The following is a 12,698-nucleotide window of genomic DNA, read 5'->3' as shown; positions in this document are numbered from 1 at the left end:
TTTTCGGTGGTTCAACCAAAAGCGTCAAGCGCTTTAACGGTTCTTGCGATCACGTGCGAGAACCGGCTGGCCGGGTGAGGGCGAATTAGCCCTCGACCTGGTGCCAGGCTTTGTTCCAGTCTGCCGTCAGTTCGGCATGATTTTTTGCGCTGGATGCCTTCATGATGATGGCAACCTGAAGTGCATTTACGAAACTGGTGAACCAGCCAGCGCGGACGTCACGTTCGATGGTGGTGCTGTCTTTGTATGCAATCGTGGACATGATGTTTTCCTTTACGGCTTTCTCTGTCTCTTCGGTGATCTAAGGGATACCAAACACCTGTCAGCACGACTATTCTCGTTTCACCGCTCACCCGTTCTTGTTTGGAGAACGATAGGCATAAGGTTTTGATTTGTTTATCTCATTTCGGTCCTGGCTGCCGCGCGCTTTGATGTAATCCAGGGTTTTGTTGCCGATCATGGCAGCCTATTAAGGGTGTTTTACACAGCACAGATGCGTTTCACCCATGGGATGAATATCTGCTATAGATCGATAAATTTTCACGGCAAAGGTCGCGCACATGACCGCACTGAATACCGACGATATGGATGATAATCTTGCTTACGAGCAGGCCCATGGCAGTGGCTTGCAGGACCACCTTGGATATCGTTTGGTGGAATGGGCGGAAAACCATGCTGTTATGGAACTCGACATTCAGGATCATCACCGAAACCGCGCGGGGATTTTGCACGGCGGGGTGTTGGCGACATTAATGGATACGGTGTCGGGGTATGCCGTTTGTTACTGTGCGGTGCCCGGAAACGTTCGAAGGTCGGTCACACTGACCCTGACCACCAATTTCGTGGGCATGGGCAAAGATGGCACTGTGCGGGTGGTTGGCAAGAAACAAGGTGGTGGGCGCAAGGTCGTCTTTACGCAGGCCACAGCCTATAACGCCGACGGTGATGTGATCGGAACTGCGACCGGCACCTTTAAGTATCAACGCGGCAGTGATGACCCAAACGGTGTGCCGCGTGATGCCTGATAATGCTTAGGTTAAAGTAATCCTCATACAAAAAGGCGCGACCAAATGGCCGCGCCTTTTACATGTCGGATGATTTGCCGTTATTGGCTTAGCTTGGCATCTGCCACTTACCGTTGACCAAACGCGGAATGTTCAGCGGGTTGGAATCCTGAATGGCGGCTGGAAGCAGCGCATCCGGGAAAGACTGATAAGACACCGGACGGATAAAGCGTTTGATCGCAAGCGACCCGACCGAGGTTGAGCGTGAATCCGTGCTTGCCGGGTATGGGCCACCGTGAACCATGGAATGGCAAACTTCGACACCGGTCGGCCAACCATTGATCAAGATACGACCCGCACATTTTTCCAATGCCGGGCGCAGTTTGCCTGCAACATCCGAATCGCCATCAACCATATGAACGGTTGCGGTCAACTGACCGATCAGGGTCGATGACAGCTCGATCATTTCATCAACGCTGTCACACTCGACGATGATGCCAGCCGGGCCAAACATTTCTTCGGCCAGTTCCGGGTTGGCTTTCCAATCAGCTGCCGTGGTGCGGAAGATCGCCGGGCTGCCTTCGAACTTGCCATCAGAATCGCGGCGTTTGAGTTCACAGGTCACTTTGCCATGTTTGCTCATGGTGTCGGTGACATCATGATAGGCACTTGAAACGCGGTCGGTCAGCATGGTGGCACCATCAATCTGACCCAGTTCGGATGCGGCCTTATCGACGAAGGCGTCAAGATCCGAACCTTTAACCGCGATCAAAAGGCCCGGGTTGGTACAGAACTGGCCAACACCCATGGTCAGCGACCCGACCCAGCCCTTGGCGATTTCGCGGGCTTTTTCGCCCATGGCTTTGGGCAGAAGGAAGACCGGGTTGTTTGAGCCAAGTTCGCCATAGAACGGGATCGGTTCCGGGCGTGATACCGCAATATCAAACAGCGCACGGCCGCCACCGGTCGAACCGGTAAAGCCAACCGCCTTAATCAGCGGATGGGCAACCAGTGCCTGGCCGACTTTGCGTGTGCCGCCATGTATCAAGCTAAAGACGCCTTTTGGCATGCCGGTTTTGGCAATCGCTGCTTCGATGGCCTTGGCAACAAGTTCCGAGGTTCCAGGATGGGCTGCGTGGCCCTTGAACACAACCGGGCAACCCGCAGCCAATGCCGATGCGGTGTCACCGCCAGCAGTCGAAAAGGCCAGCGGGAAGTTGGATGCGCCAAACACGCCAACCGGACCAAGCGCCTTGTTCATCACACGCAGATCAGGTTTTGGCAGCGGTTCGCGATCTGGCTGTGCGGTTTCAATACGGGCTTCGAACCATGAACCTTCTTCGATCCAATCGGCAAAGAAACGCAGCTGGCCAACCGTACGGCCGCGCTCGCCGGTCAGGCGTGCAGCAGGCAGGGCGGATTCAAGCGTTCCGATTTCGGTGATGTCATCGCCGCGTGCGTCAATTTCATCAGCAATCGCGCGCAGAAATTCAGCGCGTTTTGCCGGCAGCATCGCAGCGAATTCTTCGGCACAGCTTTGTGCGGCCTGAACGGCCTGATCGACCAGTTCTTCGGTGCCGTGCTGGAATTTGGTTGGCAGTTTGTTGCCGGTTGACGGATTGTCGGCCTGAAAAACGTCCGGGCCGTTAAGCCATTCGCCTGCAATATAATGCTGTCCACTAAGCATATCGGTCTCCTGTGGGTTAAGTCCTGTAACCTGATGTATTCCGCGCAATCACGTCTGAACCGCAAAACATGCCATGCATCGTGGCGGTCCAAAGGGCGCAGTGTTTTTAAACTGGGCGCAGCTTAGGTTCTCGGCGCTGGGATGTAAACATCATACAATATGATAATTATGCGGCGACGGGTCCAAACCCGCATGGTTCGTTCTTTGCCGCGGATCGTTACGAGCCGAACATCAAATAGGAACCTTTGTGATTCAACGGCTGGTGGTGGGGGATGTTCCTAAATACCACGATGGGGTGTTTGGCGGCGTCGGGATTGACGGGGCAGCCCCATACTGGATTGGCCGCTTTGGGACGCAAGCTTAGCGGATGGCTGCGCCTATCGTCGTCAGCGGGGTTTGGTCGTGGACAGATGTCTATGCCAATTCATTTGGCGGCGGCGCGGGCCATGGCGCGGCCAATGATCAGAAGAATGAGCTGTGGGGGTGGTTTTGTGGTGGCTTAGCTGGCTTCTGAGGTCGGGGTGCGGCCAAAGATGCTGGCAAAGTCAGTTTTCCCCGGTTTGGGGCGCTGAAGCTGCAGACGATCGCGGATGGCATCAAGGTGACGGGACATTTCCGCCGCCGCCACATCGGGATCCCCGCTGAGCAGGGCATCAAGCAACTGGTCATGTTCGCTGTGGGAGCAATCAACCGGTTGCGGGCTTTCATACATCGCAATGATCAGCGAGGTGCGCAGAATAAGCCGTTCTAGGAATTCCTCGATCACGAGGTTGCCGGTGAGCCGTGCGAGAAGAAGGTGGAATTCACCCGATAGAATGATCGCGGTTCTGTGGTCGCCGTCATGATGGGCGGCGTGTTCGCGGGCCAGATGGCTTTTGATTTGTTTGGCGCGTTCGGGCGTCATGCTGGTTGCGACTTTGCGTGCCACACCGTCTTCGATCATGCGCCGGGCCGAAAAGACTTCGATGGCTTCGTTGATGGTCGGTTCGGCAATGAAGGCACCGCGATTGGGGATCAGGTTGATCAGTTTGTCGTGTGCAAGCTGAAGGAAGGTGGCGCGAATGCGCGCGCGGCTGACGCCAAACGTCTTAGCCAGATCTTCTTCGACCAGTTTCATGCCCGGTTCCAACCGGCGATCAAGGATCGCGTCGAGCATTTCCTGATAGATCATTTCCTCTGGGCGCAGTTTTTCGCTGCCCTTATAGGGGCCTGTTTGCTCGGCCTTGGCCATCGTGACGATTCTTTCCGCCGTTTGAGTTCATACTTCCGAATATATTTCTACAAAATTGTTGACGATTTGGACAATAAAAAATCAAAGGAAACTGTTTCCGCCTCACCGCAAAATTGCCTGAGTAATGAACAAATAAACCAATGTGCGTAAAAAATAGCCAAATGATGGTCCGAAAACGGGCAACGTATCTGGTGCAATTCCGAGGTCTTGAGGCTTAAATCTATCGAATCCCGCATGAAACAGCCAATAAAGCCAAGTGGCACGTATCTTGCCTGCAATCCCGAATAATATTGTTAACAATTTTGCATGCAGCGACGGGTGGACGGATGAAGGGCAACGGAGCGATTGAATTGATTGCTGTCAGTAAGTTTTACGGCAGCACACACGCAGTCAAATCGATTGATCTGCAAATTCCGGCAGGGGCGTATTGCTGTTTGATTGGTCCGTCGGGCTGTGGAAAATCAACAACATTGCGCATGATTGCCGGTCATGAAGTGATCAGCGAAGGCGATCTTTTGATCGGGGATCGCAACGTCACCGAATTGCCACCGGTCAAACGTGGCACGGCAATGATGTTCCAGAATTACGCGCTTTTCCCACACATGACCTGTGCCGAGAACGTTGCGTTTGGCCTTAAGATGCAAGGCGTTTCGGCGTCCGAGCGCGCCGAACGGGCCAAGGAAATGCTGGCGCGTGTTCAAATGGAAACCTTTGCGGATCGAAAACCCGATCAGCTTTCCGGTGGGCAGCAACAGCGTATTGCACTGGCACGTTCATTGATTACCGAACCGTCGGTTCTTTTGCTTGATGAGCCGCTTTCGGCGCTTGATCCGTTTTTGCGCGCCCGGATGCGTGATGAGTTGCGCCGCCTGCAGCAGGAACTTGGCATTACCTTTGTCCATGTCACCCACGCCCAGGATGAGGCATTGGCCCTTTCGGACATGGTGGTGGTGATGGAAGACGGGATCATTCGCCAAAAAGGCAGCCCGCAGGAAATCTTTAATCAGCCAAAATCCCGGTTCATCGCCAACTTCATGGGCGGTCAAAACATCTTTAAGGGCAAGGTGTCGCAATCAAGCCCGGCGGGGACGTTGCTTGCGCGGGGGCCCGATAGCTTTTTCCTGCCGGGTTTTGCCGATGGCAAAGCGGGCGAAGACATTGAATTTACCATCCGCACCGACCTGATCGGTCTGGATCAAAATGCCCCGGAAGACACCGTAAACGGGCAAATCCCGGTTGAAATTACCACGGTCGAGTATCTCGGCCTGTGGGTCCGGATCGTCGCGACAACAAGCGACGGCAAGGAGATAACCCTGATGAAGACCGAAAGCGAATTTCGGCAGGCGCCTGTAAGGCGACAGGACAAGTTCATCGCCTATTGGAAGCCCGAACACGCACACGTTCTGGCGTAAACGAAAAACAAACCAAACAAACTATCAGGAGTGCTTCACATGACGATCGACATCAAAAAATCAGCGAAGAATCTTCTAACCGATAATGCTGTATCCCGCCGTGGTTTCGTTAAGGGTGCGGCGGTCGCAACCGGTGCTGCGATTGGTTCGGGTGCGATTACCGGTTTTCCGACCATCTGGGCGCAGAACATTAAAAATGTGACGCTGCGCCAGTTCGGCACGGGTGTTTCGAACATCAACGCCATTGGTGACAAGGTCAAAGAAGACCTTGGCTTTACCTTGCAGATGACCGCCCTTGATTCCGATGCGGTGGCACAGCGTGCGGTGACCCAGCCAAATTCATTTGATATCGCCGATATCGAATACTGGATTTGTAAAAAGGTTTTCCCAGCCGGCACCATGCAGCCGATGGATACCACCAAGCTTAAAAACTATAAGTATATTTCAAAGCTGTTCATTGACGGCAAGCTGACCCCGGATTCCGAAATCGCGCAGGGTACAGCCCCCCATACGGTTGGTTTCGTTGAAGGCAAAGACAGCGTTGATTTCGCGTCAGAACCGACCCAGTGGATGACCCTGATCCCGACGATTTATAACGCCGATACCCTTGGCATCCGTCCGGACCTGATTGATCGCCCGATTGATAGCTGGGCCGATTTGCTGGACCCGGCCTTTAAAGGCAAGGCGTCGATCCTAAACATTCCGTCGATCGGGATTATGGATGCCGCCATGGTTTGCGAAGCGATGGGTAAAGTTACCTATGGCGATAAAGGTAACATGACCAAGGACGAAATCGATAAGACGATTGCGATCATGATCGATGCCAAAAACGAAGGTCAGTTCCGTGCGTTTTGGAAAAGCTTCGATGAGTCGGTCAATCTGATGGCATCGGGCGAAGTGGTTATTCAGTCCATGTGGTCGCCAGCAGTGGCCGCCGTGCGTTCCAAAGGCATCGCATGTAAGTACCAGCCGCTTAAAGAAGGTTACCGCGCATGGGGTGGCGGCATTGGTCTTGCCAAGCATCTTTCGGGCCTCGAACTCGAAGCGGCATACGAATATATCGATTGGTATCTGTCAGGCTGGGTTGGTGCATATCTGAACCGTCAGGGCTACTACAGTGCGGCCCCTGAAACCGCCAAGAAATTCATGTCCGAAGACGAGTGGGGCTTCTGGATGGAAGGCGAAGCGGCCGAAGGCGATATCCTGAGCCCAGAAGGCAAGGTTATGGAAAAAGCCGGTGCAGTCCGCGATGGCGGTTCCTATGAAGAGCGCATGGGCTCGGTCGCCTGCTGGAACTCTGTCATGGACGAGAACAAGCACATGATCCGCAAATGGAACGAATTCATCGCTGCCTAAGCGGGCGAAACATCATGATCGGGCGCGGTTTTGGCTGCGCCCGGCATTCGGTTTATGAATTTCAAATGCCAGACTTTATCCGCACATTTTAGCGTCAAACTGGCAGGCATTCAGGGACAGACCATGGCTTCTGATACGTCCAAACGATCGTCCTATTTTTTGATCACGCCAATGGCGGCGATCTTTGCGGTCTTTCTTGTCATTCCGTTGGTGACCATCGTGATTGTCAGCTTCTGGGACTATGACGAGTACCGGATTCTGCCTGATTTTATTTTAGAAAATTACAGCTATTTGCTTGGGTCTTCGGTGACCTGGAGCATCTATCTCAATACATTGAAATATGCGGCTCTGACGTGGCTGTTTACCCTGTTGATCGGGTTTACAGTGGCTTATTTCCTAGCCTTCCACGTGCGCAGTTTAACCTGGCAGATCGTGCTTTTCATGGTCTGTACCATCCCGTTTTGGACATCAAACATTATCCGCATGATTTCGTGGATTCCGTTTTTGGGCAGAAACGGGCTTTTGAACTCGGCCCTGATCAATCTTGGCATTGTCGATCAGCCGCTTGAATTCTTGCTGTTTTCCGACTTTGCTGTCGTGTTGGCCGATGTGCACCTTTATGCGCTGTTTATGGTGGTGCCGATCTTTAATTCGATGATGCGCATTGACCGTTCCTTGATCGAGGCGGCCCGCGATGCGGGCGCCAGCGGATTTGAAACCTTAAAATCAGTGATCGTGCCGTTGTCCAAGCCGGGCATTGCGATTGGATCGATCTTTGTCATCACGGTTGTGATGGGGGATTTCATCACAGTTCGTTTGATGAGTGGCGGGCAAAGTGCATCGGTTGGTTTGCAGATTTCCAACGAAATTGGCCTGTTGCAATATCCGGCCGCGGCGGCCAGTGCGGTGGTGCTTTTGATTACGGTTCTGTTGATCGTAACCGCGTTGTTGCGACTGGTTGATATCCGGAAGGAGCTGTGATCATGGCAGATGCACGCAAAACACGTGAACGGCGCCCGACAAGCTTTTATGTCCTCGCTGCGTTTTTCGCCCTGTTTGTTCTGTTTTTATACGGACCGATGCTGACGATCTTTATTCTGTCCTTTCAGGGGGAAAATGGCGGTTTGACCTTCCCGATGAACGGGTTTTCGTTCCATTGGTTTGGTAATCTGTTTGAACGACAGGCGGTGGGCGACTTTGGTGGATCGTTTTTAAGGTCGCTTAAGCTTGGCCTGATTGTCATGGTGGTGACGGTTGTTGTGTCTTTCATGGCCGGTCTGGCGTTCCGCCGTCGGTTTAAGGGCGACAGCATTGTGTTCTATCTGGCGATTGCCAGCTTGATCGTGCCATCAATCCTGATTTCGCTTGGGATTGGTTTGCTCTTCAACATCATCGAATGGCAGCCACAATGGTTTACCTCGGCCCTTGGTGCGCATTTGACATGGACCTTCCCGTTTGGGCTTTTGATCATGTTTGCCGTGTTTAACCGGTTTGATCCGTCGTACGAGGAAGCCGCCCGTGATCTGGGCGCAAGCAACTGGCAAACCATTCAATATGTTGTCTTGCCAATGGTGGGCCCCAGCCTGATCGGGGTGGCGATGTTTTCCTTTACCCTGTCCTATGACGAGTTCGCCCGAACGCTTATGACAGCCGGTGCGCTTAATACCCTGCCGCTTGAGATTTATGGCATGACGACCAATGTCACGACGCCGGTTCTGTATGCGCTGGGCACCGTGACCACCGGGTTCTCGTTCCTGGTGATTGCGCTGGCGCTTGGGTCGGTGGCGATCCTTCGGATGCGCAAAGGACAAAAGGCATGAGCAGGATTGCGGTGATTAATCCCAACCTGTCTGAGGGCTTTACCAAAAAGGTCGGCGATCAGGCGGGCAAAATTGTCGCGCAACAAACCGAAATCATCGCCCTTAATCCATCCTTTGGCCCGGCCAGCATCGAGGGATACTATGACGAGGCCTTTGCCAGTGTCGGATTGCTTTCGGTTATTCGCGAACTGGAAGCAGACCCAAGTCATGCCGCCGATCCAATCCGTGGATATGTCGTGGCCTGCTTTGATGATACCGGCGTTGATGCGGCACGGTGTTTAACCAATGCGCCGGTTATGGGGCTGTGCGAAGGCGCACTTCGGATGGCTGCTGCCGTCGCGTCGCGGTTTTCGATTGTGACACCGATGTCGGTTTCGGTGCGACCGTTGGAGCACCTTGTGGAAAAATACGGGGCAGCGTCGCAATGTGTTGTGCGCGCAGCTGGGGTGCGGACGCTTGATTTTGAAGGATCTGGGGCGTCTTCGGCCTATTTGGCCTTGAAAAAGCAGGCGGAAACCAGCCTGGCCAAAGACCGGTCAGAGGCCATTGTTTTGGGCTGTGCGGGCATGACCGATATTGCCGATCGCTTGCAGTCCGAACTTGGCGTGCCGGTGATTGATGGGGTCAGTGCCGCCGTTAAGATGGTTGAAGCCATGGCGATGCTGGGGCTTCAGACCAGCAAGGCGGGGGCATATGCCAGCCCACCAGCGAAACCCTATTTCGGGATGTTCGATGGGTTCGCGCCACAAGGCTGAGCCAATTCGAAGCTGCCCGGTTAAGGTATGCGAATTGGTGCAGTTGGTTCGGGGGCTGGGCAGTTTAAAGTAATTCCAAGATCAGCTTTGTTTTAGGGCCTGTTCGACCTGTGCCAGATGCCGGTGCATGGCGTCTTCGGCGCGTTTGGGGTCGCGCATTTCAATGGCATCGACAATTTCATGATGTTGGCGGCTCAGGTCATTGATCAGACTGCCAGAATGGCTGCTTTCGCGCAGACGTGACCACGCGGCGTCACGTCGGACGGCGTTAACCGCCTCAAACACCGCCAGAAACAGGGTGTTTTTTACCGATTCGGCCAGTTTCTGATGAAACGCAGCATCCCATTTTTCATATTCGCCCTGTGTCGTCGCGCGGGCGGCATTTTCAACCATGGTCCGCATGGCATCAATATCGCCCTGCGATGCGCGAAGGGCGGCAAAGCGTGCCATGGATGGTTCGATTTCCTGGCGGACTTCCATGATTTCGAACGGGCTGGTTTTGGTCGCGATGCCTTCAAGTTTGCGCAGGCGCGGCGTTGGCGGGGTGCCGACAAAGGTGCCTTGTCCTTGTCGTCGCCAAATCAGACCTTCGCTCTCAAGCAGGTCAAACGCCTTACGCAGGGCGCGGCGTCCGACATCAAGCTGTTCGGCAAGATGGCGTTCGGGGATGACGCGACCTTCTTTGACGAAGCTGCCGTCTGAAAAGCCTGCTTTAAGTTTCTCGGCCAAAGATTGAGTCGCGATATCATACATGGTCGTTATTCTTTTTTTATGGCGTTCCCTGCGTCCGAACCAATCCGCACCCTTATTTTCAGGTGTTATTTCCCAGTGGACTGGTTCGGGTTTAATTTCGGTCTGAGCTTATATCAGCTAATCAGATCATAGAACATTCTCAATGATGTGACAGCCAGAAACAGCCCAAAGCACATGCGAAGTGCCCGGCGCGGAATGGTGTGCGCGATGCGTGCACCAATTGGCGCGCAAAGTACGGTCATCGGGATCAAAAGGGCGGCGGCCAAAACGTTCACATACCCCAACGAGAAGGGTGGGCGACCTTCGACACCAATGCCCGACATGGCATAGCCAATCGTGCCTGGAATGGCGATGATCAAACCAATGGCAGCCGACGTCCCAACCGCGCGGCGGATGTCATATCCAAGGAAGTTCAGAACCGGCACACAGATCGTACCGCCCCCGATCCCCATCATGGCCGACAAGCCACCGGCGATGACGCCCAGAACGGCCCAAACCGGTTTGGATGGTTTTTTCTGTTCGTCGGTTTCACGGTCCTTAATCAGGATCATGTTTGCAGCAACCAAAAGTGCGACAACAGCAAACACAATGGTCAGAACCCGACCATCTGCAAACCCGCCAATGGCGGTGCCGATGATCACACCAACGATAATCGCCGGTCCCCAATGTTTTAACAGGGCTGTATCAACCGACCCCTTTTTATAGTGACTGCGTGTCGAGGAGATCGCGGTTGCGATGATTGTCGTCAGCGATGTGGCAACGGCGACCTGCATGCGCAGCGTTTCATCCACACCCATGGTGGTCAAAAAGTGATAGAGCACCGGCACAATCACAATCCCGCCGCCTACGCCAAGAAGCCCGGCCATGATGCCGCCAACAACGCCCGCAAACAGCATGGCAGCGCCCCAAACCAAATAGAGGCTCATGGTGCCATCAATTTCAATCATTTCAAACCAATCCAAACCAATTTAAAGTGTATATCTGATTTTAAGTAACGCCAGTCTTCTTGGTTTTGCAATAATTTTGAACGTGAAACTGCAATAAATGGCGAAAAAATAAGTGCATATGCGTTTTTAGGGTTGCAGATAAAAGATTCGGATGACAACAATGTGATGACAAAATGACGGAACCAAAATTTAATTGGTTTTAATTGATCTGGACATGTTTATTCAGGAGGCTCTTAATATGTTCCGCAAGATTGCCGTTGCCGCTGGTTTGATGGCTGCTGCCATTTCTGGCCCGGTTCAGGCGCAAGACTATCCGACGAAACCGATCGAATTCATCGTGCCTTGGGGCCCGGGTGGCGGCAGTGACACGCTGATGCGTATCGTTGCACAGGGTCTGGCAGAAGAAACCGGTCAGGCTGTTCCGGTTATCAATATGCCTGGTGTTGGCGGTAATATTGGTTTGGCTGAGTTCGCCAAACGTCCGGCAGATGGCTATACCATGTCGCAAATCCACGAAGGTTTGCTGATTTCAAATGGTACGGGCATCACTGACCTTAACTGGGACAGCTTCATGCCGATCGCGTTGGTCACCTCGTCGCCGCAGTACCTGACGATTGCGAAAAACGACAACTTCTCGACCTTTGATGAAATGGTTGCTTATGCCAAAGCACACCCGGGTGCGGTGCGCGCCGGTGTGACCCTTGCTGGTGTGCCGCACTTGCACATGGCAATGATCGAAGACGCATACGGTATTCAGTTCTCTTATGTCGGCTACGAAGGTACCGGTCAGCGTATCCGTGCACTGGTTGGTGGTAACATTGACGTTGCAATCGGTGACGTTTCGTCTGCTGGTCAGTTCGTTGAAAATGGCGACTTGATCTTTGCTGCTGTTGGTATGCCTGAGCGTACCGAAGAAGCACCGGACGTTCCGACCTTCAAAGAGCTTGGCAAAGACCTTGATCTTGCTGTGACCCGCGGCGTTGTTCTGCCAAAAGGCACCCCGCAGGAAATCGCTGATGCGCTTGAAGCTGACTTGGAAAAAGTCATGCAGAAAGAAGACGTCCGCGCCAAAATCAAGAATGTTGGTTCTGAGCCGATGTTCCTTGGTCAGGAAGAATACAAAGCCTATCTCGGCAAACTGTCTGAAACTGTTAACCGTCTGGTTGGCAAGCTCGCAGGATGACGAACGGCACTGAGAAATCAGCAGCAGCGGGTGCAGATGCATCCGCTGCTCGTCGTGCAAGAACGGAATTCGCGCGGCTGATTTCATACATCGTCTTTGGTTTGGGCTCAGTTTATCTGTCGGTCCGGGCTGGCGCATTGCCAACATCGCGTTGGGAACCGCTTGGTGCGGGATCATTCCCCAAGCTGGTTTTTGCCGTTCTGGCGGTGTTGTGCCTGATTGCTGCGATCCGTGCGGTAATTGACATTCGCAAAACCGGTCATTTGTACGGCCTCAGTGGGGCTTTGCGCCGATGGATCCGGGCGCGCCAAGTTGCCTTTGCGCTGTTTGGCTTGCTGGTGGTCTATCTCGCCGCCTTGCCCTATGCCGGGTTTTCGCTGGCGACCTTTGTCTTTCTGATGATCGCCCAGCTTATGATCGCAGGCATTTCGAAAAAGACCATTATTCAGTCTGTAATCGCCGCCCTGATTTTCTCGGTCGGCTTGAATCTGCTGTTTGCTGAGGTCTTTAACGTGTTTCTTCCGCGCGGCGTGCTGTTCGCGGGCTAAAA

The 12,698-nt window shown here is 53.5% G+C and carries 13 protein-coding genes; 8 read left to right on the top strand and 5 right to left on the bottom strand.

The annotated features are described in order from the left end of the window. Positions 1–85: 85 nt before the first annotated feature. Positions 86–262 (bottom strand): hypothetical protein, encoded by a 177-nt coding sequence (locus HCZ99_RS03415; protein WP_167445441.1) that lies wholly within the window; start codon positions 260–262, stop codon positions 86–88. A 298-nt stretch (positions 263–560) separates the two neighbouring features. Here HCZ99_RS03415 and HCZ99_RS03410 point away from each other — a divergent pair, with 298 nt between their 5' ends. Beyond that, positions 561–1,025: a PaaI family thioesterase gene (locus HCZ99_RS03410; RefSeq protein ID WP_167445440.1), complete on the top strand. Its 465-nt coding sequence runs from the start codon at positions 561–563 to the stop codon at positions 1,023–1,025. 88 nt (positions 1,026–1,113) lie between these two features. Here the strand turns inward: HCZ99_RS03410 and HCZ99_RS03405 are convergent, their stop codons facing one another. Continuing rightward, positions 1,114–2,691: an aldehyde dehydrogenase (NADP(+)) gene (locus HCZ99_RS03405; protein WP_167445439.1), complete on the bottom strand. Its 1,578-nt coding sequence runs from the start codon at positions 2,689–2,691 to the stop codon at positions 1,114–1,116. 499 nt (positions 2,692–3,190) lie between these two features. After that, on the bottom strand, positions 3,191–3,922 hold the full coding sequence (locus HCZ99_RS03400) for a GntR family transcriptional regulator (RefSeq protein ID WP_167445438.1): 732 nt from the start codon (positions 3,920–3,922) through the stop codon (positions 3,191–3,193). Between the two features lie 326 nt (positions 3,923–4,248). On the opposite strand from HCZ99_RS03400, the gene HCZ99_RS03395 reads away from it, so the two are divergent. The 5 genes from HCZ99_RS03395 (at position 4,249) to HCZ99_RS03375 (ending at position 9,265) form a co-directional block, all read left to right on the top strand. After that, positions 4,249–5,334 (top strand): ABC transporter ATP-binding protein, encoded by a 1,086-nt coding sequence (locus tag HCZ99_RS03395; RefSeq protein WP_167445437.1) that lies wholly within the window; start codon positions 4,249–4,251, stop codon positions 5,332–5,334. 39 nt (positions 5,335–5,373) lie between these two features. Beyond that, positions 5,374–6,690, top strand: a complete 1,317-nt coding sequence (locus HCZ99_RS03390; protein ID WP_167445436.1) for an ABC transporter substrate-binding protein — start codon at positions 5,374–5,376, stop codon at positions 6,688–6,690. A gap of 123 nt (positions 6,691–6,813) precedes the next feature. Next, on the top strand, positions 6,814–7,671 hold the full coding sequence (locus HCZ99_RS03385) for an ABC transporter permease (protein WP_167445435.1): 858 nt from the start codon (positions 6,814–6,816) through the stop codon (positions 7,669–7,671). 2 nt (positions 7,672–7,673) lie between these two features. Beyond that, on the top strand, positions 7,674–8,510 hold the full coding sequence (locus HCZ99_RS03380; RefSeq protein WP_167445434.1) for an ABC transporter permease: 837 nt from the start codon (positions 7,674–7,676) through the stop codon (positions 8,508–8,510). Next, positions 8,507–9,265, top strand: coding sequence for an aspartate/glutamate racemase family protein (locus tag HCZ99_RS03375; RefSeq protein WP_167445433.1), 759 nt, complete (start codon positions 8,507–8,509; stop codon positions 9,263–9,265). Before HCZ99_RS03380 ends, HCZ99_RS03375 begins: the two co-directional genes overlap by 4 nt. Positions 9,266–9,346: 81 nt before the next feature. On the opposite strand, the gene HCZ99_RS03370 is transcribed toward HCZ99_RS03375, so the two are convergent. Beyond that, entirely contained in the window at positions 9,347–10,018 is a 672-nt protein-coding gene (locus tag HCZ99_RS03370; protein WP_167445432.1) for a FadR/GntR family transcriptional regulator, read from the bottom strand. Positions 10,019–10,131: 113 nt separating this feature from the next. Then, positions 10,132–10,965 (bottom strand): sulfite exporter TauE/SafE family protein, encoded by an 834-nt coding sequence (locus HCZ99_RS03365; RefSeq protein ID WP_167445431.1) that lies wholly within the window; start codon positions 10,963–10,965, stop codon positions 10,132–10,134. 238 nt (positions 10,966–11,203) lie between these two features. On the opposite strand from HCZ99_RS03365, the gene HCZ99_RS03360 reads away from it, so the two are divergent. Together HCZ99_RS03360 and HCZ99_RS03355 are read left to right on the top strand one after the other, a co-directional pair. Next, the gene (locus HCZ99_RS03360) at positions 11,204–12,148 is read left to right on the top strand and encodes a Bug family tripartite tricarboxylate transporter substrate binding protein (protein WP_167445430.1); all 945 of its coding nucleotides are present in this window, start codon (positions 11,204–11,206) and stop codon (positions 12,146–12,148) included. Then, positions 12,145–12,696 (top strand): tripartite tricarboxylate transporter TctB family protein, encoded by a 552-nt coding sequence (locus HCZ99_RS03355; RefSeq protein ID WP_167445429.1) that lies wholly within the window; start codon positions 12,145–12,147, stop codon positions 12,694–12,696. Before HCZ99_RS03360 ends, HCZ99_RS03355 begins: the two co-directional genes overlap by 4 nt. Positions 12,697–12,698: the final 2 nt, after the last annotated feature.

This window comes from Thalassospira lucentensis (assembly GCF_011806425.1).
Lineage (GTDB): Bacteria > Pseudomonadota > Alphaproteobacteria > Rhodospirillales > Thalassospiraceae > Thalassospira > Thalassospira lucentensis_B.
This window is presented reverse-complemented; position numbering and strand designations above follow the sequence as displayed.

Bases quoted from the DNA above. Each gene is read 5' to 3' on its own strand.
- HCZ99_RS03400 (WP_167445438.1), bottom strand. From the start codon at position 3,922: ATGGCCAAGGCCGAGCAAACAGGCCCCTATAAGGGCAGCGAAAAACTG.
- HCZ99_RS03390 (WP_167445436.1), top strand. From the start codon at position 5,374: ATGACGATCGACATCAAAAAATCAGCGAAGAATCTTCTAACCGATAAT.
- HCZ99_RS03385 (WP_167445435.1), top strand. From the start codon at position 6,814: ATGGCTTCTGATACGTCCAAACGATCGTCCTATTTTTTGATCACGCCA.
- HCZ99_RS03355 (WP_167445429.1), top strand. From the start codon at position 12,145: ATGACGAACGGCACTGAGAAATCAGCAGCAGCGGGTGCAGATGCATCC.
- HCZ99_RS03375 (WP_167445433.1), top strand. From the start codon at position 8,507: ATGAGCAGGATTGCGGTGATTAATCCCAACCTGTCTGAGGGCTTTACC.
- HCZ99_RS03395 (WP_167445437.1), top strand. From the start codon at position 4,249: ATGAAGGGCAACGGAGCGATTGAATTGATTGCTGTCAGTAAGTTTTAC.
- HCZ99_RS03415 (WP_167445441.1), bottom strand. From the start codon at position 262: ATGTCCACGATTGCATACAAAGACAGCACCACCATCGAACGTGACGTC.
- HCZ99_RS03380 (WP_167445434.1), top strand. From the start codon at position 7,674: ATGGCAGATGCACGCAAAACACGTGAACGGCGCCCGACAAGCTTTTAT.
- HCZ99_RS03405 (WP_167445439.1), bottom strand. From the start codon at position 2,691: ATGCTTAGTGGACAGCATTATATTGCAGGCGAATGGCTTAACGGCCCG.
- HCZ99_RS03370 (WP_167445432.1), bottom strand. From the start codon at position 10,018: ATGTATGATATCGCGACTCAATCTTTGGCCGAGAAACTTAAAGCAGGC.
- HCZ99_RS03360 (WP_167445430.1), top strand. From the start codon at position 11,204: ATGTTCCGCAAGATTGCCGTTGCCGCTGGTTTGATGGCTGCTGCCATT.
- HCZ99_RS03410 (WP_167445440.1), top strand. From the start codon at position 561: ATGACCGCACTGAATACCGACGATATGGATGATAATCTTGCTTACGAG.
- HCZ99_RS03365 (WP_167445431.1), bottom strand. From the start codon at position 10,965: ATGATTGAAATTGATGGCACCATGAGCCTCTATTTGGTTTGGGGCGCT.